Genomic DNA, 19,822 nt, shown 5'->3' on the forward strand with positions numbered 1-19,822 from the left:
AGCATACCTAGTTATTTAATGCATACCTAAAATTTTATGGAAGAGATAGAAAACATTGAATTAGCCTACCTGAGTTTAGACGATTACGACGAATTGAAAGAAGCCATGATTGCTTCCTACGCCTCCATGCCCGATGCGTATTGGCGTGAGTTTCAAATTAAGAAACTTATCGACATGTTTCCCGAAGGTCAGGTGGTTATAAAAGTGAATAACCAGATTGCCGGATGTGCTTTAAGTATTATTGTTGACTACGATAAATTTGACGACAATCACACGTATAAGGATATTACCGGAAACTACACTTTTAATACCCATACCCCTAATGGCGATATTATTTATGGTATTGAAATATTTATCAAGCCGGAATTTCGTGGTCTGCGTTTAGGCCGTCGTTTGTATGACTATCGCAAAGAACTTTGTGAACGTCTTAATTTAAGAGGACTGGCTTTTGGCGGACGTATTCCGAATTATAAAAAATATGCCGACACCTTAAGTCCGAAAGAATATATTGGAAAAGTGCGAAGTAAAGAGATTAACGATCCGGTACTGAACTTTCAAATCTCGAACGACTTTCACCCGACACGAATCATTAAAAATTATCTGGAAGGCGATGCCGACTCCAAAGACTATGCAGTGCTTCTTGAGTGGGATAACATCTATTATGAAAAGCAAACCAAGCAGGCCGCCATCATTAAAAAGATTGTACGACTGGGCTTAATACAATGGCAGATGCGTTTGTATAAAGATCTGGATGAGCTGATGCATCAGGCGGAATTTTTTGTCGATGCCGTTTCCGGGTATCGCAGCGATTTCGCTTTATTTCCTGAGTTTTTTAATGCTCCGCTAATGGCTGAAAACAACCACATGTCTACACCCGATGCTATTCGGGAACTGGCAAAGCATACGGCCGAAATTGTGAGTCGCTTTTCAAAACTTGCCATTTCCTATAACATTAACATCATCACCGGAAGTATGCCGGAGATGGTCAATGACAAACTATACAATGTGGGCTATTTATGTCGACGTGATGGTACAAGTGAGCGTTACGAAAAACTACACGTTACCCCTGATGAAGCTAAGGTTTGGGGTATGGTAGGTGGCAGCAAGCTGCAAACCTTCGACACCGACTGTGGTAAAATAGGTATATTAATCTGCTACGACTCAGAGTTTCCGGAGTTGAGCCGATTACTGGCCGACGAAGGTATGGATATCCTGTTTGTTCCTTTCTTAACCGACACGCAGAACGGATACTCGCGCGTTCGCCATTGTGCTCAGGCACGCGCTATAGAAAACGAGTGCTATGTTGCCATTGCCGGTAGCGTGGGGAACCTTCCTAACGTTGAAAATATGGATATTCAATACGCACAGTCCATGGTGTTCACACCTTGCGATTTTGCCTTCCCTACCAATGGCATTAAAGCTGAGGCGACACCTAACACCGAAATGATTCTTATTGCCGATGTGGATATCGATTTGCTGCGAGAACTTAACCAGTTTGGTAGCGTAAAAAACCTGAAAGACCGCCGTAAAGACATCTTCGAATTACGTAAGCAACCGTAAGACTTTCAGTGTATTTTACTACAATAAAAGAAGGTTAATACATAGAGTTAAAAATAAATTGATTATCTTGTTAATCCAAATCTATGTATTAACCAACTCCTAACATTATGAAATGGTATCTAAAAGTCATTCTGGACAATTACGCCAATTTTCATGGCAGAGCCCGTCGTAAAGCCTACTGGATTTTCTTCGCTTTTAATCTACTCTTTACGTACAGTATTGCTTATATAGCAAGTATACTGGTTGAACTTACAGACTTCGTCTATTTTATGTGGTTACCTATTATTTACTTAATCGCCGTCACTATCCCAACTATTGCTGTTGGTGTACGCCGAATGCACGATGTAGGTAAACCCGGCTGGTTTTTACTCATCCCGGTTTATAGCTTTATACTAGCTGTATCGGCTGGAGAAACCGGAACCAACAAATATGGCGAAGACCCTAAAAAGGAATGCCACGAAACCATAAAAGACTATATTAACGACATTATTGAATTACGTGAGCAACAATCATAAATTAAAGTTTTTTAATACAAATGACGACAGATAAGTTGTATATTAAATGGTAATTTGAATATATTTACTTTCAAAACGTATTATTAACTAACCCCAAATTTTATGAATTGGTATTTAAAAGTCGTAAAAGATAATTACGCAAATTTTGATGGTCGTGCGCGCCGTAAAGAGTATTGGATGTTTACACTGATTAATTCTCTTATTCTGTTTGGTCTCATCGCTATATCGGTTGCTATTAGTGTAACTTCTGATGCTCTCGGATTTCTGTCGCTTTATTTCATTTACATTTTAGCAATGATTATACCTAGCCTTGCTGTAAGTGTTAGACGTTTACACGACATTGGTAAAAGCGGATGGTATTATCTAGTAGCTTTTATTCCTTTTATTGGAACTTTCTGGTTATTATTTTTATTAATTACTGAAGGCGAAAAAGGTTCTAACGCCTACGGTCCAGACCCTAAAAATATAACTGCAGAAGAAATTGACCAGATTGGTCAGATTCAGGTAGACTAAACTTTAACTCAAAGTAAATAAAAACCCCATGCTAAATAGTATGGGGTTTTTATTTTTTTATCGCTTTTTCTGTTTCAGCATATTCAAATACATCGCTTCAACCTTAGCTCTTGCCCAGGGCGTACGTCTTAAAAATTTCAAACTGGATTTAACCGTTGGGTTACTTTTAAAACAATTAATGTTTATGGTATGCCCCATATATTCCCATCCATAATGCGCTACTAAATCATTAATAATTTGCTCCAGCTTAACGCCATGCATCGGATTATTGGGTTGTGCTTCCATGGTTTCTTAATTTCTTCTTCTGTTCCGCGTACGTCTGCCACGAGCCTGACTTTTATCGGTATTACCGGCATTGGCCTTTGCTTCTGTTTTAGGCTGACGGTTGCCACGTTGCCCTTGCTGACGTTTCTCGGGTTTGGTTGAGGCATTCGGATCTGGTTCAAAACCTTCCATAATTTCAACAGGCAACTTTATCCCTACCAGTTTTTCAATATCACGTAAATAGGTGGTTTCATCGGCACTTACTAAAGATAAAGCTTCACCGCTGGCTCCTGCTCTACCGGTACGACCAATACGATGCACATAATCTTCAGACACATTAGGCAACTCAAAATTAATAACATGAGGTAATAACGGAATATCAAGTCCGCGAGCCGCGATATCGGTTGCTACCAGTACGCGTACGCTTCCGTTTTTAAATCCAGCCAAGGCTTTAGTTCTTGCACCCTGACTTTTATTTCCGTGAATAGCAGCAGAAGTAATCCCTGCTTTCCCCAGTTTTTCACTTAGCTTATTGGCGCCATGTTTGGTGCGCGTAAATACCAGTACCTGTTTCCAGTTCCCGTCGGCAATCAGTTTGGTAAGCAGTCCGGTTTTTAAGCCTTTTGCTACACGATATACCTTTTGGTTAATGGCATCGACTGTTGTGTTCTCGGGTGTAGCCTCAACCTGCACAGGATGTCTTAAAATTCCATGTGCCAGCTTTTTTATTTCTGGTGAAAAGGTTGCCGAAAACATTAAGTTCTGGCGCTTTTCAGGCATGATGCTAATGACGCGTTCTATATCGCGTAAAAACCCCATATCCAACATACGGTCGGCTTCATCAAGCACAAAAATTTCCACGCGTTTTAAAGACACTAAGCCCTGACGCTGCAAATCTAACAAACGTCCTGGTGTAGCCACCAATACATCAATACCCTGACGGATGGTTGCGGCCTGTGGTTTTTGATTCACGCCACCAAAAATAACGGCACTCCGCAAATTCAAATAAGTACTGTATTCTTTAACGTTCTCGTAAACCTGCGCAGCCAACTCACGAGTTGGTGTGAGTATTAAGGCACGAATAGGACGAAACTTTTGTTTTGGGTTTTCCGATAAGGTATGTAATAACGGTAACGTAAATCCGGCGGTTTTACCGGTTCCGGTTTGTGCCGAAGCCAACACATCATGCCCTTCTAATATTGGTGGAATGGCTTTTTGTTGAATCGGGCTTGGGGTTGTGTATCCTTTTTCGCTAATCGCTTTTAGCAAGGCATCAGATAAGCCTAAGGTGGTAAATGACATAAAAATAATTTAGTAAACCCTTTTCGGGTTGTTGAGATGAACATGCATTCTTGTAGACCACCTCCTTTTGTTAAGGCACAAAGGTACAGCTAATTTATGGCTTCACAGGATTTATTTAAAAAACACCAATATGAAGCCTGTAACAATTTATAAAAACGGGGGTTTTCTTATGTATGTTTGAACATCTCACCTAACAAGCTCCAATAAACTTTAACAATTTAACAATCAATATGCTGTTGTCTAGATTTATTTTTATTTGTATTTTTAAGAATTAGTCTACAAATTACGATTAACACTTGATTTTTAAACTCTAATTTCCATATTATGATTAAAACTAAACACTTAATTAAACGAATACTATTTACGGTATTTGTATTACCGTTAGTTACACTGGCACAAGACAAGCCCAACATTTTAATCATCTTTCCGGATGATGTGGGTTGGAGTAACGTAAGCGCCTATGGCAATGGCGTTATGGGTTATACAACACCTAATATAGACCGTATTGCTAAAGAAGGTGCCATGTTTACAGAGCACTACGCGCAACCAAGCTGTACAGCGGGGCGTGCCGCATTAATTACCGGACAATACCCTATTAGAAGTGGTATGACCACCGTTGGTAGACCTGGTGGTCCGTTAGGATTGAAAAAGGAATCGCCAACCCTTGCCGAAGTGCTTAAAGAGCAAGGTTACGCCACAGGGCAATTTGGTAAAAACCATTTAGGTGATCTTAATTCGCATTTACCAACCGTTCATGGTTTTGATGAGTTCTTCGGAAATTTATATCACCTAAACACTCAGGAAGAATACCAACAAAAAGACTACCCTCAGGATCCTGAATTCTTTAAAAAATATGGTACCCGCGGTGTTTTACATACCTGGGCTACAGATAAAGATGACACGACTGAAGATCCGCGTTTTGGTAAAGTTGGTAAACAACGTATTGAAGATACAGGGCAACTTTCAAGAGAACGCATGGAAACTGTAGACGAAGAGTTTCTAGAAGCTTCTTTAGATTTCATTAAACGTGCTCAAAAAGATGACAAACCGTATTTTGTTTGGTTTAACCCAAGTAGAATGCACATGTATACACATTTAAAACCTGAGAGCCGCTATTTAGCACTTGAGCATACTACCGAGCACGACTTTTATGGCAGCGGTATGATGGAGCATGATATGATGATAGGGGACATGTTAGATAAACTTGAAAAAATGGGTGCTTTAGAGAACACTATAGTTATCTATTCTACCGATAACGGTCCGGAACATAGCGCACGCTTACATGGTGGTACCACACCGTTTAGAGGTGAAAAAATGACCACCTACGAAGGTGGTGTTCGTGTACCTATGATGGTGATGTGGAAGGATCATATCCCTAAAGGACAAGTACTAAAAGGTATTCAATCGCACATGGACATCTTTTCAACCGTAGCAGCCGCAGCAGGTGTGCCAGATGTTGCTGATAAAATGATGAAAGAGAAAAAACAATATATCGATGGGGTTAACAATCTAGATTATTGGTTAGGCAAAAGCGACAAAAGTGAGCGTAATAATTTCATTTATTATCACGAATCTACAATAAGAGCGATAAGAATTAACCAATGGAAATTACATTTTGAAACCAGCGAAAACTATTACGCGCCTTATGAAAAACAAAAGTTTCCAATAATGTATAATATCCATTTCGACCCTTACGAAAGTTTTGATAACCTGACAGATCGTTCCGATATCGTACAAAAAAAACAATTCTTAAATGAACCTGTTCAGGAAATTCTTGGAGAACATATTAAATCACTTCAGGAATATCCGCCTGTACAAAAAGCAGCTACTCTAGACTTTTCTGAGTTAATGAAAGGTTTACAGGCAGGTAAGCAATAACCCTTTTATTATAAATCATAAAAAAGCCCGGGCAATGCTCGGGCCTTTTTTTATTCGCATATTTTAAACTAACAAATACAGGAGACTTTTCAACTTTATGTTATCATAACACAAACAAAACATTAGCTTACAATTATTTACACAATTATTTGTATCTTTAGGAAAAACCAACAAAACAAACCTACACTTTGGTTTTAAATATAAGTTAGTCACTTTTTAATTTATTTATTAACCTTTAACTTGTTTTAAATTATGAATTTAAAAACTATTGCTACTACACTAATTTTAAGTGTGACTATGGGCGTATTCGCTCAGGACAAACCCAATATTTTAGTTATTTGGGGTGACGACATTGGCTGGCAAAACGTTAGCGCATACGGTATGGGCACCATGGGCTATACCACACCTAACATTGACCAGATTGGCTACGACGGTATCCGATTTACCGATCATTACGCACAACCCAGCTGTACTGCTGGTAGAGCTTCGTTTATTACCGGGCAATACCCTATAAGAAGTGGTATGACTACTGTAGGACAACCAGGTGATGCCTTAGGTCTTCAGGCCGCTTCACCATGTTTAGCCGAAGTGTTAAAAGAAGAAGGCTATGCTACAGGACACTTTGGTAAAAACCACCTGGGCGACCGTAACGAGCACCTTCCAACAGCACATGGCTTCGACGAATTTTATGGAAATCTTTATCATTTAAATACTCAGGAAGAATCAGAACAACGCGATTATCAAAACTTTGCTAAAGCCTACTCAGGAAGCTTAGAGGAGTACGAAAAGAAATTTGGTACGCGTGGTGTGATTCACTCATGGGCAACCAATTCAGAAGACAGTACAGATGATCCACGTTTTGGTAAAGTAGGTAAACAGCGTATCGAAGATACCGGACCATTAACTCAGGAGCGCATGAAAGAATTCGATTCTGAAGAAGTGATTCCTATGGCAGAAAAATTCATGAAGAAAGCTAAAGACGATAAGAAACCATTCTTTGTTTGGTTAAACACCTCAAGAATGCACTTGTACACACGCTTAGATGACAAATGGCGTTATGCTGCAGAAAACTATACCTCTGAGGCAGACGTACATGGTAGTGGTATGTTACAGCACGATTACGACATAGGCACCATTTTAAAATGGTTAAAAGATCAGGGCTTAGATAAAAATACCATCATCTGGTATTCTACCGATAACGGACCAGAACACAATGCATGGCCTCATGGTGGTACAACACCTTGGCGCGGTGAAAAAATGGGAACTACAGAAGGTGGTGTACGCGTTATAAGTATGGTAAAATGGCCAGGCGTAATTGAGCCTAACCAAATTAAAAACGGTATTCAGGCACATATGGACATGTTTACTTCTTTAGCTGCTGCAGCTGGTGTAGATAATGTTGCCGATAAAATGATGAAAGAGAAAAAACAATATATCGACGGGGTTAACAACTTACCATACTGGAAAGGCGAAACCAATAAATCGGCCAGAGATATGTATTACTACTATTATGAAAGTAAACTGAATGCCGTACGTATGGGCCCTTGGAAATTCCATTTCATCTATAAAGAAACCTATTATGGCACCGCCGAAGCCAGAACAGCACCATTAATCTTTAACTTACGAATGGATCCATTTGAAAGTTACGATACCGAAGATGCTTACGGCCACCTGATGCAAAAAGTATCCTGGCTTATGGCACCTATGGGCGAACAAATGAATATGCATATTAAAACTTTACTCGACTACCCTCCGGTACAAGGCGGTAAGAGTTTCGATATGTCCAGCGTTATGGATGCTGTGGTTAAAAAAGGCCATCAGTAACACAACACACATAAACAAGTTAAAAAGGTCTGGATATAATCCAGACCTTTTTGTTTGCTAATAGCACCTATTTAATATCAGTTTTCACTCCCTGCAAAACATAATAATTAAAAGAAAACCCAACATTTTTAACCTAATCAGGTCATACAATCGGTTACAAAGTATCCTGAATTTTAACAAAATAGACGCCTAATTTACTTTGTCGATAAATATTCTTTTACGTATTTTTAAAGCATTATCTTACAAGTATAGAGTAACACTTAAATATTAAACTTTAATTTCTATAATTATGATTAAAACCAAACCACTATTTAAACGAATATTGTTTTCAGCATTCGTATTACCTTTATTGGCACTCGCTCAAGACAAACCCAATATTTTAGTTATTATGGTCGACGACGTAGCCCCTAACTCCTTAGGGTGCTATAGTTTAGGTATGCAATACCCAACACCAAATATCGACCGCATCGCTAAAGAAGGTGCCATATTTACCGACCACTACTCACAACCTAGTTGTACTGCAGGGCGTGCCGCCTTTATTACCGGACAAAAACCAGTACGTACCGGTTTAACTACGGTAGGGCAGCCAGGTAACCCACTTGGGATTAAAAAAGAAGACCCTACGTTAGCTGAATTATTAAAACCAATGGGCTATATGACAGCTCAGTACGGTAAAAACCACTTAGGTGACCGTAACGAGCATTTACCAACGGTTCATGGTTTCGATGAATTTTTTGGTAATCTGTATCACTTAAATGTATCGGAAGAAGAAGAACAAGCCGATTATCCAAAGAACAAAGAGTTCTACGAAAAGTACGGACCTCGTGGTATTATTGAGTCTTACGCAACAGACAAATATGACAGCACCGAAGATCCGCGTTTTGGCGTTATAGGAAAACAAAAAGTTACCGATATAGGTAAATTAACGTCTAAGCGTATGGAAACCTTTGATGAAGAATTGGTAGCCAAAACCAAAGACTTCATGAAACGCGCTAAAGATGCTAAAAAGCCGTTTTTTATCTGGCACGCCACCAGCCGTATGCACGTGTATACGCATCTAAAAGAAGCATCTCGAAACCTTGCCACACCTATTAGTACCGATATGGACTTATTTGGTTCTGGTTTAATGGAGCATGACGGGCATGTAGGGCAACTGTTAGATTATATGGAAGATTTAGGTATCGATGAAAATACCATTGTGATTTACACCACCGATAACGGCCCGGAACAAAGTACCTTCCCACACGCTGGTGTAACGATGTTTAGAGGCGAAAAAATGACCACTTACGAAGGTGGTGTACGTTCGCCATTTATGGTACGCTGGCCTAAAAACATTCCTGCTGGTTTAGTTAGAAATGGTATCTCAGCTCACGAAGATGTATTACCAACGGTTATGGCTGCCGTTGGAAAAGAAAATATTAAAGACGACTTAAAGAAAGGCTATAAAGCCGGCGATATGACTTATAAAGTTTATGTAGACGGCTTCCAGAATTTAGACTACTGGACTGGTAAAACAGATGAATCTGCCAGAAACTATTTCTTTTACTACTACGAATCAGGTTTAACAGCAATGCGTGTAGGCCCTTGGAAAATGCACTTTGCTACTAAAGAGCGTTATTTTGACGATATGGTAGTACACACCATGCCAAGGTTATTTAACCTAAGAAAAGATCCGTTTGAGCATTACGACGACATTACAGGTTTCCATATGATTATGGAAAAATCATGGGTATTCCAGCCAGCTATCGGGATGTTAACCGAGCATTTAATGACTTTTAAAGACTTCCCGCCTCGTCAGGCTTCAGCGTCTTTAGACATTAACAAAGCCATTGAATCTATTATGAATAGCGACACCAGACAGTAATCACTTTACCACACAAATAATTGCAAAACACCCGGCCTTTTGGTTCGGGTGTTTTTTTATATCTGTAAAATATGAATTAAAAAAATACGTAGAAGTAAGTATTTTTTATTTGTAAGATTTTTATTAACTATGTGATTTACAATTTATTAATCCATGTATTCATGACCTAATCGTCAACATAACAGCACCCAAACCCCTCTATTATGAAACCTGAACACCCTAAAAGTAGTGCCTTTAAAGATGAGCACTGGATGACCGCCGACGAAGTACAACGTTTCTTTAAAATTAGTCGAAGCACCCTGTACCGCTGGTGCAAACAAAAACAACTGCCCTACACCACTATGGGAGGCACGCGCTACTACCCGAAGTATTTTACCCTGAATTTGATGCAGCATAATATGCGTTGGGAAGATTTGTAGGTAGCTGTGGAAACTAAAGATGGAGATTCCGAAACCAGTTCGGAATGACAATATTTGTTTATCATATTTATCCTGTCATGCTGAACTTGTTTCAGCATCTACAGAACCCAGCCCCCGAACCAAGCAAAATAACCGCATTAGTTAGCAAACACAGAGTGGTTTATCTAATAGATTCCGAAACAAGTTCGGAATGACAAAATCCCCCTGTCATGCTGAACTTGATTCAGCATCTATACCCCTTTTGGATAGCCCCTGAATCAAGTTCAGGGTGACACCACTACAACTGTCATACTGAATTTATTTAGCTTCGCTGAATCTTTGATTTCAGTATCTATACCCCCTTTGCAGCTAGACCCTGATTCAAGTTCAGGGTGACAAAGTTTATCTCTTTTGAACAGGCATATCACAAAAAAAGTGAGAAGCACAACACCCCTCACTATTTAAAACTCACGTCTCACGACATACGCCTTACACCTTAGGATACCGTCACCGCACCTAAAAACGTACTCGTCGCAGCCAGTTGCTTATCGGCTGTTACGAAAGTCGCCCATACCTGAACCTGCTGGCCTGCCCAGTATGCTGGCAGTGGCATTTGTACCGTGGTAAGGTCTCTGGTTCCTGCCGGGTTAGCTGTTTCAAACAAATCGAGCGCCTCGCAATACACGACTACCACCAGCTCGTCGGTAGTGGCGGCATTACCCTGCCCACTGTTATCATCCCAGGTGATGGTGAGTTCCTGACTGGCAGCAGCTACCACGGCCCCATTCGCCAGTCCACGTAAATCACCTTTGGCAATAAGTACCTTCGGGTAATCTATGGTATAGTCGCCCAACCCATCGGGTAACAAAGCTTCTTTTAACACGTAACCCGTAGCCAGATTAAAAGCACTTTTGTCGCCCTGCTGTTTTCCATAATACGACGACAAGACATTTTTTATAGGCGTTACAAAACCTATAGCCGTTTTAAACCGCACACGCTGATCGAGCTGTGCCGTTGTTGGCACATAATTACCCCGTTGCGGTAAACTGCGCATAATATCTTGTCCGCGCCAACGTGCACCCACCACGTTTCCTACTTTTCCGGAGAACCCTCCAAGGATGCCTTTACTAAATTTTCCCATGATATATGATTTTTAGGGGTTAAACAGTTCGAAACTAGCACACAACACAATGAATTACAAACCCATGACACCATTTGACACACATTAACACAGCATGAGACCATTTGAGACAGTTTGGGACGATTTGAGACTGAAGCCAAAAAAACAGGGGTTTTGTTGCAGTTTTGTTCGAGGTTTGTTCAGCTCTCGCTCAGGGTTATATTTTTAAAATCGACTTTAGCTGAACATGGGTGGAATAACCATGCTTTTAAACAGGGATACACATTATACACAACTGTTAATAAGTCGTTATAATTGTGCGTAACTTCGGTTTAAAAATGTAAGAATAAGCGTTATATTTAAAATCTGAAATATGTTGTTATCCTACCTCGTTAGGATATTATCAAACAAATAATAACGCATATAAACAAGTTGTAGCCAATGCCTGAAAAAGTAATCATTCATTAAATGAAGTGGACTAACATAAAAAAAGATTTAAGAAAACCGCAAATTAAGTCACTTGAACTGACGGAAAAATATCTCACTTCAATAGAATCTGGCGCTTGCTTAATTCATATGCCTACAGGTAGCGGAAAATCTGGAATTATTGCTACAATATGTAATTTACAATTCGATAAATGTACTATAATAGTTACACCAAGAATAGCCTTAACAGACCAAATAAAATCTGCTGTTGAAAAAGATTTTTTTGAAGACGTTTTAAAGAAAAAAGCAAACCCGAACAATAAGATATTTAAAGACTTGTTGTCAGACCAAATACCACTTGATGATAAAGGAAATTACGACGATATCATCTATATTTCAACAATACAAAAATTAGATTGGATAAGAAAAAACAATATTCATCTTTATGAAAGTTTGATAAAGGAAATAAAATTGGTAATCTTTGATGAAGGTCACTATGAACCAGCTTACTCATGGAGTCAAACCATCCGAGGTTTTAAGTCCAAAAAGATTCTTTTTACTGCCACTCCATTTAGAAATGACCTGAAACCTTTTGATATTTTGGATAAATTCATCTTTCCTTATAAATATGCAGATGGAATAAAAGATAAATATCTTCGAGAGGTAGAATTTAAATCAGAAAACAGAGAAAAGGATGATGATTCTTTTCTTAAAAAAGTATTAGCTCACTATAAGTTTAAATTTGGTTCTTTCACAAAAGACTCACCTAAAATTATTATTAGGTGTTCACAAAGGTCTACCATAATCAGATTAACTAATAAAATTAAGAAAGATTATAAATCAATTGAAGTAGTATCTATTCATGAAACTTTTAAATCATCAAAAGAACCCTATTTAGTTAGCTCTGTACCTAAAAAACCAGCAAAACATTCTGCCAAAATCTGGATTCACCAGAATAAATTATTGGAAGGTATTGATGACAACCAATTTAAAATGCTTGCTATTTATGACGATTTTAAAAATGATAGAGCATTAATTCAGCAAATTGGTCGATTAGTAAGAGTCGCACAAACAAATGAACAATTTAAGGCTTATGTAATAGATTTTAGTAATGGGCGTCACGAGAAAATTTGGAATAATTATTTGGAATTTGATAAGAAACTAGATAAATCTTCTTTTAAACCAATGTCAGATAAAATCCTTGAAAAGTTTTATGGTATTGGTGAAGACTATGAATATCTATTAGATGGTTTTAAAAAGAAATTTGATTTTAATTCGAACAAATTACCTGAAAGTATTAAGATACCTTTAAGGACTAATTTCATTCAAAAACATAAAAATTTTGATTTAGAAAATTTCAAAGAGTTTATATCCGAAAAACTTGAAGAAGATGATAAACGATATATTTACGAGGAGTTAACTTTTAATAAAATAAAGCTTCAAGTTTACTTTTGTTTAAATATTTCTTTATCTCCATATTTAGATGACTATTATTCTATTAACATTGGCAACGAATTAATAGTCTTCTTCGAATTCAATGATGTTCTTTCTTATTTTGATAGCACTGGATTTTTACCAATTGGAGAAGAAGATTTGGGCTTGGGTAAAGTAAAAGAAGCGGATTTTTTTAAGCGTCTTTTCAACGAGGAAAAAGATTCTTGGATTAGTTCTGTTTCCTTAAAAAACTCTAATTTAGGAACTAATAGTATTAGAGCACATACTATATCGGCTAATTCGATTGATAATACTGTCTCTTATCTTGACGATAAATCTCAAATAGTCTCAACAGCTACAGGGAAGCATAGAAAACTTATAAAAAAGAAAAAAGAAACGGAGAAAGGAATTGAAGATACTAATATCACTCAAAATATAAGTCGATATGTTGGTTTATCTAAAGGCAGGGTTTCTCAAAGAGCAGAATGGGTTGAACTTGATGATTATGTTGATTGGGTTAACAATATTCATACTATTATGAATGATTCAAGTTTGAACCCGAAAAGTACTTTTGCAAGATATGCTAAAGCAGTGAATACAGTCAAAGAAACTAATCCAAAGCACATACTTCTGGATATAGGTGAAATTTCTAATGACTTTAAACTAACAGAAGAATTAACTATTAATGATATTAAGTATAAAAAAAATGAGCATCTTGTCATCGAAGATGTTTGTTCAGAAGTCAGTCAAGGTAGTTCAGCAAATGAATTTGAATTCAATATAAAGATATCAGATGATATAAGTGTTACGCTTCAATTATCATATGATTCAAAAAAGAAAACTTATCATGTAGATGGAGATGATTTAGACAAATATTATCAACCGAACAACAATGTTCAGTTCATCACTATTACCCAATTCTTAAACACTAGACAATCTTTTAAGATAATTCCTGAAGAACCAAATGTTATATATGCCTATGGTGAATTTTATGAAGTTCATTCAAACTTTGGTAAAGGTTTCAAAGAAGAAACTTTTAATTTAAGAGATATAATTATTCCAATTAAAGAATTGAATACAATTAATTCAGAAAAAGGAAAAACTACAACTAGAAACGCTGGAGGTTCCTGGGTACAAGATTCTATTTTTGGACTTTTAGATGATTTAGGTGTAAAATCAGAATTAGAAATCCATATTAAAACTCCGGATATTGTTGTTTTTGATGATATGAATACCGAAATGGCAGATGTCATTTACGGATATGAATCGAAAACTGAAAGTAAAGTTATTTTTATCCATGCTAAATGTGGTTCAGGTTCATTATATTCTGCTACAGCATTGCAAGAAGTAACTTCACAAGCAACTAAAAATATCAAATATTTAAATTCTTACAATGAACTTCCAAAGGAAAGAATTCGTAAGTGGAATAGTAAATGGAAGAGTAGAGGTCTTGTTGTAGACAAACGAATTAGAAAACCTAATATTAAAGGTAAAGAAACACTTGAAAGGTTGGAGAAAATAATTCAAAACCCAAATTCTACTAAAGAAGTATGGTTAGTTTTAGGAAAAACTCTAGAATATAAAGAACTTATTAAGGCATTAGAAAAAGGCAAAGCGGAGGCTATTCAAGCTACTTTATTATTGCACTCAACTTTGCAAAGTGTAGGTACTGTAAACGCTAAACTAAAAGTATTTTGCTCTCCTTAAAGTTGAGTAAAAGCACAGCATACAACACCGTATAAAATTAATTGCTAGTTCAAGCTTATTTACGAAAATGCTCGCGGATTTTCTATTCGGTTTGTATTTGTTAAATTAGGTGCTTAAACACGCAACTAATCTTATACATCAACGTTAAAAATTTAAAATGAATAAAACCCCAATCATTTTATTAATTGCACTTTTTCTGCATTCATGCTCTCCTAAAATTAGAAGTAGCTTAACCGATACTAAATTCCCCCAATTAGAAGATACCGAACAGGTTTTTCTTTTAGGTCGTGAGGATGAGATTCCAGAAAACTCACTATTTGTTGGTGATTTAAAAATTGGAGATTCTGGGTTCTCTACAGATTGTGGATACGAAACGGTTATTGAAAATGCCAAGCTAACAGCCAAAAAATCCGGAGCTAATTTGGTACAATTAGTTGAAATTAAAAAACCAGGTTTTGAAAGTACATGTTATCGTATAAAAGCCAAAATGTATAGAAATATACAAACTGAAAAACTAATAGATTTAATTAATGAAGATGAAAGGAGAAATAAATCCAGATTACCTGACAGTGTAAACTATTCGGTTGTCTATTTTTATAGACCAAAGAAATTTAATGGTTCATTAATCGGATATAAAATTAAACTTAATAACGATTCCATAATTGGAAGAGTTCGTAGTGGTGAAAAATTTGAATATAGAACATCAAATTATGGTAAACATACCTTCTGGGGAGTTACTGAAGCAAAAGACTCTGTAGTTATAAACATTAAAAAAGGTCAGGAATATTTTGTAAAATGCGGAATAAATATGGGTATAGCTATTGGAAGACCAGATATGTATGTAATTGATAATAAGATAGGGATTCGAGAGTATGAACAAATAAAATAAAAACTTTTCCCTGTATTATATAAGTTTTGTTGAATCGGATTTTCTTCTCGAAAAATCCTCGCAATTTCACTATATTAGTTATGTAATCTGAGAATCCTATCGGATTTTCTTGTAACAAACCTAAGCAAAACGGCTGTTGTGTATTTTAGAAAAGGAGGATAAATACATTTAAAGGAAAATTAAATCGGAACAAACTATAATACATCTATAATATGACGAAACTGAAGCAGTATCTACCATATGTTTTATTATTAGTCTACATTATCGAATTTATTGCATTAGCAATAAACCCAATTGACAGAGCCGTATGGTTTGCTGAAAATTTACCCATTATAGTACCTGTAGTGCTCTTGGTTTTTACTTTTAAGAAATTTAGGTTTTCGAATTTATCATACTTCTTAATAACTTTATTCTTCATGTTTCATACATATGGGGGCCATTTCACTTTTGAACTAGCTCCCTTCAATTTAGGAAATAAAATATTAGCTAATCTCAATATGGATTTCTTATTTCCAAGTGATCGAAATAATTTTGACAGAGTTGGCCATTTTTTAGTTGGTATTCTTGCCTATCCTATTGCCGAACTTTTTTTAAGAAAAGGTTGGGTTAATAATAAAACGACTGCTATTATTCTTGGAATTCTTGCTATGGGATTCTGGGGTGCTCTATATGAGATAATAGAAATGTATTACGCAGTATTAAAAGGAGGTAACTCTGGAGCTGCTTTCCTTGGATCACAGGGAGATATATGGGATGCACAAAAAGATATGTTTTTAGATATTCTTGGTGCGATATCAGTGTTTATAATATTGGGATATTATCTTAATAAAAATGATAATAACTATCCGTTAAGCAAAACATAGAACGTTTAAGACGAATCAAAAAAAAGAAAAAAAGCGTACGACAACACGTGGTAAAAGACATAACCACAATCTTTGCCCCTTGTAAGTATCGCAATTAAATTTCCGTAATACAGATTGACATTCAGGCTAATCGAATGATTGCCTCGACCTAATATCACAAAGGTAGAGCACAATTGCAAGGAGTGAAAGGATGCAGCATAACATTGAAGAAATTTAGAACCTTTACCCAAAAAATGATAAGCACTAAATAACTAATGATAAAGCTATATAAAAGTAAACATTCACTAAACTAAACCCGGCAAGTATGAAAACAAACGGTATGTTTTTTAAAGTAGTGATTGCATTTCTAATTGCCTTTGCGGCGGCAAGCCTAGTTACATTGTTATGGAATTTGTTAATCGAAAAAAATGGAGCAATAGTTGATTGGGGAACATCATTTTTCTTAGCGATATTAATAGGGATAATTATACCAATTGCCAGGAATAAAATGAAATAAAAACGATTTGTAACACCTCATAAAGTTCATGACTTCTAATTTTCTTCTCGGAAAATCCTCGCAATTTCACTATCTTAGTTAATAAACCTGAAAATCAGATATATTTTCTGAGATCATAGACCTTATACGAACCGTTTTCTGTAATAAGTTAATCTAACCAAATAATAGAATGAATGATTAAAACTAATATCATGAAATATCTAATCCTCATTTTGGCTTTTTCATTGGTTTATAGTTTAGGAGCTCAAGAGGATGAACTAAAATCAAAAACTTTTTTGAGAGTTTACAATTTAAACGGTAAAAAAATAGCGAAAGGGAAGTTGTTATCGACAGATAAATTCAATTTAAAATTAAAAAGAAATAAGAATCATATAACTATCGCTCTTGATAGTATAGGTTCAATTAAAACTAAAAGATCTGCAGGTCATAACATATTAATAGGCTCATCAATTGGTGCTGGGGCTGCAATGATTCTTATTGGAACATCAGGAACATCGGCAGATAATTATGATACCCTCACAGGAATTGGGTTTTTATTATTGACCCTAGGTGGTACGGGAATTGGGGGAATTACTGCTATTGGTAAAAACTCTAGGACATTCCAAATCAATGGAGATCCAATTAAATGGGAAGCATTTAGAAGTCTTATAATTAATGATTGACTAAAAAGAATATAACATACACCATAAACTGCATTAAAACACAGTTTAGTCAAACCTGACCGAATGAAATTCATTGAACGCTTTAAATTATCTGAATCTGAAAAACTTCAGGTTTTAGAATTGTGGAATAATGAATATCCTGAAAACCTGTCTTACGAGTCTATTGAGGAACTTGATGAATATCTTCAGAAACTGACTGAACAATCTCATTTACTTCTTATTGATTCTTATCATGAAATTAAGGGTTGGTATTTTGACTTTAAACGTGAAAACGCAAAATGGTTTGCAATTATTTTAGACACTAGCATTCAGGGCAAGGGTCTTGGGACTAAAATATTGAAGCTTGCACAAAAAAAAGAGAATGAATTGAACGGTTGGGTAATTGACCATAACAGAGATAAAAAGAAAAACGGAGAGTTTTATCATTCACCTTTAAACTTTTATATTAAAAATGGATTTAAAAAAATGACAATGGAACGATTGGAATTAAATAACATATCTGCCCTAAAAATCCATTGGAAAAAATAAAATAACGTAAACAACCATGCAAAGTTTATTCATCCCATTTTACTAGATGAAAATCCTCGCAATTTCACTATCTTAGTTAATAAACCAGATATCCTATTGGATATTCATGTACCCCGACCTTATAAGCTGTTAAGCACTATGCTTACCAACTCATGTTTAATTGAATATTTCAAAATAAAAAACGGCCTTAATGAGACTAGATCCCATAGATAAGTATTTGTTAATTCCAATAAATCGGTTTATTAGCAATTCAACAACCAGTGGCATTCTGTTATTTGCATCTGCGATACTGGCATTAATACTTGCAAATTCGCCGCTTAAAGATGCTTACCATCATTTTTGGGAGCATACCTTTACTATTGGTTTTAGTGATTTTAAAGTGTCTAAATCTTTGCATCACTGGATTAATGACGGGTTGATGTCGATATTCTTTTTTGTAGTGGGTTTAGAATTAAAGAGAGAAATTATGGCTGGCGAACTTTCGAAACCTAAAAATGCAATGCTACCTATTTTTTCAGCCATAGGCGGTATGGTGGTTCCTGCATTACTATACTGGTTATGGAATTCATCAGGCGAAGCTTCCAATGGATGGGGGATTCCAATGGCAACAGATATTGCTTTTGCATTAGGTATCCTCTACTTATTAGGAGATAGAGTACCCATATCACTTAAGATATTCTTAACGGCTTTGGCTATTGTTGACGATTTGGGAGCAGTATTGGTTATAGCCTTTTTCTACACTTCCGATATTTCCACAATTAGCCTATTGATAGGGGCCGGTTTTTTTGCTGTGCTTTTATTAGCTAATATTTTAGGGGTGAGAAGCACTGTATTTTATGGAGTTGTTGGCATTGGTGGCTTATGGATGGCTTTTTTGCTCTCTGGAATTCATGCTACCATTGCTGGTGTAATTGCAGCTCTTACAATTCCTGGAAATGTTAAAATTGGAGACACTTTATTTGTTAAAAAAATGAATGAACTTACTAATGAGTTTGAAAGAAGTGCGCCTAACAATGTTTCTCTTATTACGTCAGACCAGCTTCATATTTTAGAAAAAATAAGTCGTTACTCGAAAGGAGCTATGACTCCGCTTCAACGTCTTGAACATGGTATGCACCCATTGGTTAGTTATGTGGTTATGCCCATATTTGCGCTTGCCAATGCTGGCATAACGTTTTCCGGAAGTTTTTTCGATAATTTGGGTAGTCATGTTAGCCTGGGTGTCATATTTGGCCTGGCGTTTGGTAAATTTATTGGAGTGGTCGGTTTTTCTAAAATCTTAATAAAACTAAAATTAGCAACACTTCCCGAAGGTGTTAACTGGAGGCAAATTTATGGAACAGCTTTACTGGCAGGTATTGGTTTTACCATGTCTTTATTTATAACAGATCTGGCATTTGCCGATCCAGCCTATATTCTGCAAGCCAAAATAGGTATTTTTGCAGCTTCACTTTTGTGTGGTATTGCCGGGTATTTGACTTTAAGAAAAGCCTAAACCAAAATGACATGGTAACATTATTTTTAAATGAAGGATGGCTCAACATCCCTTGATTTATTATTACAAATTACCTCCCCCTTT

17 protein-coding genes are annotated in these 19,822 nt (G+C 36.4%); 14 read left to right on the forward strand and 3 right to left on the reverse strand.

Annotated elements, in window-relative coordinates; translation table 11 throughout:
• The first annotated feature begins 36 nt into the window (after window positions 1-36).
• The 3 genes from R1X58_RS02320 to R1X58_RS02330 all read left to right on the forward strand — a co-directional run bounded on the left by R1X58_RS02320 (window position 37) and on the right by R1X58_RS02330 (window position 2,588).
• Window positions 37-1,560 (forward strand): carbon-nitrogen hydrolase family protein, encoded by a 1,524-nt coding sequence (locus R1X58_RS02320; protein ID WP_240571750.1) that lies wholly within the window; start codon window positions 37-39, stop codon window positions 1,558-1,560.
• Window positions 1,561-1,667: 107 nt separating this feature from the next.
• Window positions 1,668-2,075 (forward strand): DUF805 domain-containing protein, encoded by a 408-nt coding sequence (locus R1X58_RS02325; protein ID WP_240571751.1) that lies wholly within the window; start codon window positions 1,668-1,670, stop codon window positions 2,073-2,075.
• 102 nt (window positions 2,076-2,177) lie between these two features.
• Window positions 2,178-2,588 (forward strand): DUF805 domain-containing protein, encoded by a 411-nt coding sequence (locus R1X58_RS02330; RefSeq protein WP_240571752.1) that lies wholly within the window; start codon window positions 2,178-2,180, stop codon window positions 2,586-2,588.
• Between the two features lie 57 nt (window positions 2,589-2,645).
• On the opposite strand, the gene R1X58_RS02335 is transcribed toward R1X58_RS02330, so the two are convergent.
• Window positions 2,646-2,873, reverse strand: coding sequence for a VF530 family protein (locus tag R1X58_RS02335; protein ID WP_240571753.1), 228 nt, complete (start codon window positions 2,871-2,873; stop codon window positions 2,646-2,648).
• Between the two features lie 6 nt (window positions 2,874-2,879).
• Window positions 2,880-4,154 (reverse strand): DEAD/DEAH box helicase, encoded by a 1,275-nt coding sequence (locus R1X58_RS02340; RefSeq protein WP_240571754.1) that lies wholly within the window; start codon window positions 4,152-4,154, stop codon window positions 2,880-2,882.
• Window positions 4,155-4,478: 324 nt separating this feature from the next.
• Here R1X58_RS02340 and R1X58_RS02345 point away from each other — a divergent pair, with 324 nt between their 5' ends.
• The 4 genes from R1X58_RS02345 to R1X58_RS02360 all read left to right on the forward strand — a co-directional run bounded on the left by R1X58_RS02345 (window position 4,479) and on the right by R1X58_RS02360 (window position 10,139).
• Entirely contained in the window at window positions 4,479-6,032 is a 1,554-nt protein-coding gene (locus R1X58_RS02345) for an arylsulfatase (protein WP_240571755.1), read from the forward strand.
• A 252-nt stretch (window positions 6,033-6,284) separates the two neighbouring features.
• Complete coding sequence (locus R1X58_RS02350; RefSeq protein WP_240571756.1) at window positions 6,285-7,856, forward strand: arylsulfatase; 1,572 nt, start codon at window positions 6,285-6,287, stop codon at window positions 7,854-7,856.
• A 289-nt stretch (window positions 7,857-8,145) separates the two neighbouring features.
• Entirely contained in the window at window positions 8,146-9,720 is a 1,575-nt protein-coding gene (locus R1X58_RS02355) for an arylsulfatase (protein WP_240571757.1), read from the forward strand.
• 203 nt (window positions 9,721-9,923) lie between these two features.
• Window positions 9,924-10,139 carry a helix-turn-helix domain-containing protein gene (locus tag R1X58_RS02360; RefSeq protein ID WP_240571758.1) on the forward strand — a complete coding sequence of 72 codons (216 nt, stop codon included), beginning with the start codon at window positions 9,924-9,926 and terminating at the stop codon, window positions 10,137-10,139.
• 475 nt (window positions 10,140-10,614) lie between these two features.
• On the opposite strand, the gene R1X58_RS02365 is transcribed toward R1X58_RS02360, so the two are convergent.
• Entirely contained in the window at window positions 10,615-11,259 is a 645-nt protein-coding gene (locus R1X58_RS02365; RefSeq protein ID WP_240571759.1) for a DUF6266 family protein, read from the reverse strand.
• Window positions 11,260-11,706: 447 nt separating this feature from the next.
• Here R1X58_RS02365 and R1X58_RS02370 point away from each other — a divergent pair, with 447 nt between their 5' ends.
• The 7 genes from R1X58_RS02370 to nhaA all read left to right on the forward strand — a co-directional run bounded on the left by R1X58_RS02370 (window position 11,707) and on the right by nhaA (window position 19,738).
• Window positions 11,707-14,805, forward strand: a complete 3,099-nt coding sequence (locus tag R1X58_RS02370) for a DEAD/DEAH box helicase (RefSeq protein ID WP_240571760.1) — start codon at window positions 11,707-11,709, stop codon at window positions 14,803-14,805.
• 157 nt (window positions 14,806-14,962) lie between these two features.
• On the forward strand, window positions 14,963-15,694 hold the full coding sequence (locus R1X58_RS02375; protein ID WP_240571761.1) for a DUF2846 domain-containing protein: 732 nt from the start codon (window positions 14,963-14,965) through the stop codon (window positions 15,692-15,694).
• 212 nt (window positions 15,695-15,906) lie between these two features.
• The gene (locus R1X58_RS02380) at window positions 15,907-16,557 is read left to right on the forward strand and encodes a DUF2238 domain-containing protein (RefSeq protein WP_240571762.1); all 651 of its coding nucleotides are present in this window, start codon (window positions 15,907-15,909) and stop codon (window positions 16,555-16,557) included.
• A gap of 304 nt (window positions 16,558-16,861) precedes the next feature.
• Complete coding sequence (locus R1X58_RS02385; protein ID WP_240571763.1) at window positions 16,862-17,053, forward strand: hypothetical protein; 192 nt, start codon at window positions 16,862-16,864, stop codon at window positions 17,051-17,053.
• A gap of 191 nt (window positions 17,054-17,244) precedes the next feature.
• On the forward strand, window positions 17,245-17,715 hold the full coding sequence (locus tag R1X58_RS02390) for a hypothetical protein (RefSeq protein WP_240571764.1): 471 nt from the start codon (window positions 17,245-17,247) through the stop codon (window positions 17,713-17,715).
• A gap of 63 nt (window positions 17,716-17,778) precedes the next feature.
• The gene (locus R1X58_RS02395) at window positions 17,779-18,243 is read left to right on the forward strand and encodes a GNAT family N-acetyltransferase (protein ID WP_240571765.1); all 465 of its coding nucleotides are present in this window, start codon (window positions 17,779-17,781) and stop codon (window positions 18,241-18,243) included.
• 190 nt (window positions 18,244-18,433) lie between these two features.
• Window positions 18,434-19,738: a Na+/H+ antiporter NhaA gene (nhaA, locus tag R1X58_RS02400; protein ID WP_240571766.1), complete on the forward strand. Its 1,305-nt coding sequence runs from the start codon at window positions 18,434-18,436 to the stop codon at window positions 19,736-19,738.
• The last annotated feature ends 84 nt before the right edge of the window (window positions 19,739-19,822 follow it).

This window comes from Aestuariibaculum lutulentum (genome assembly GCF_032926325.1).
GTDB classification, from domain to species: Bacteria; Bacteroidota; Bacteroidia; order Flavobacteriales; family Flavobacteriaceae; genus Aestuariibaculum; species Aestuariibaculum lutulentum.

What these genes read in the sequence shown, in the direction of transcription:
- R1X58_RS02320 (WP_240571750.1), top strand. Translation starts at nt 37, where the DNA reads ATGGAAGAGATAGAAAACATTGAATTAGCCTACCTGAGTTTAGACGAT.
- R1X58_RS02325 (WP_240571751.1), top strand. Translation starts at nt 1,668, where the DNA reads ATGAAATGGTATCTAAAAGTCATTCTGGACAATTACGCCAATTTTCAT.
- R1X58_RS02330 (WP_240571752.1), top strand. Translation starts at nt 2,178, where the DNA reads ATGAATTGGTATTTAAAAGTCGTAAAAGATAATTACGCAAATTTTGAT.
- R1X58_RS02335 (WP_240571753.1), bottom strand. Translation starts at nt 2,873, where the DNA reads ATGGAAGCACAACCCAATAATCCGATGCATGGCGTTAAGCTGGAGCAA.
- R1X58_RS02340 (WP_240571754.1), bottom strand. Translation starts at nt 4,154, where the DNA reads ATGTCATTTACCACCTTAGGCTTATCTGATGCCTTGCTAAAAGCGATT.
- R1X58_RS02345 (WP_240571755.1), top strand. Translation starts at nt 4,479, where the DNA reads ATGATTAAAACTAAACACTTAATTAAACGAATACTATTTACGGTATTT.
- R1X58_RS02350 (WP_240571756.1), top strand. Translation starts at nt 6,285, where the DNA reads ATGAATTTAAAAACTATTGCTACTACACTAATTTTAAGTGTGACTATG.
- R1X58_RS02355 (WP_240571757.1), top strand. Translation starts at nt 8,146, where the DNA reads ATGATTAAAACCAAACCACTATTTAAACGAATATTGTTTTCAGCATTC.
- R1X58_RS02360 (WP_240571758.1), top strand. Translation starts at nt 9,924, where the DNA reads ATGAAACCTGAACACCCTAAAAGTAGTGCCTTTAAAGATGAGCACTGG.
- R1X58_RS02365 (WP_240571759.1), bottom strand. Translation starts at nt 11,259, where the DNA reads ATGGGAAAATTTAGTAAAGGCATCCTTGGAGGGTTCTCCGGAAAAGTA.
- R1X58_RS02370 (WP_240571760.1), top strand. Translation starts at nt 11,707, where the DNA reads ATGAAGTGGACTAACATAAAAAAAGATTTAAGAAAACCGCAAATTAAG.
- R1X58_RS02375 (WP_240571761.1), top strand. Translation starts at nt 14,963, where the DNA reads ATGAATAAAACCCCAATCATTTTATTAATTGCACTTTTTCTGCATTCA.
- R1X58_RS02380 (WP_240571762.1), top strand. Translation starts at nt 15,907, where the DNA reads ATGACGAAACTGAAGCAGTATCTACCATATGTTTTATTATTAGTCTAC.
- R1X58_RS02385 (WP_240571763.1), top strand. Translation starts at nt 16,862, where the DNA reads ATGAAAACAAACGGTATGTTTTTTAAAGTAGTGATTGCATTTCTAATT.
- R1X58_RS02390 (WP_240571764.1), top strand. Translation starts at nt 17,245, where the DNA reads ATGAAATATCTAATCCTCATTTTGGCTTTTTCATTGGTTTATAGTTTA.
- R1X58_RS02395 (WP_240571765.1), top strand. Translation starts at nt 17,779, where the DNA reads ATGAAATTCATTGAACGCTTTAAATTATCTGAATCTGAAAAACTTCAG.
- nhaA (WP_240571766.1), top strand. Translation starts at nt 18,434, where the DNA reads ATGAGACTAGATCCCATAGATAAGTATTTGTTAATTCCAATAAATCGG.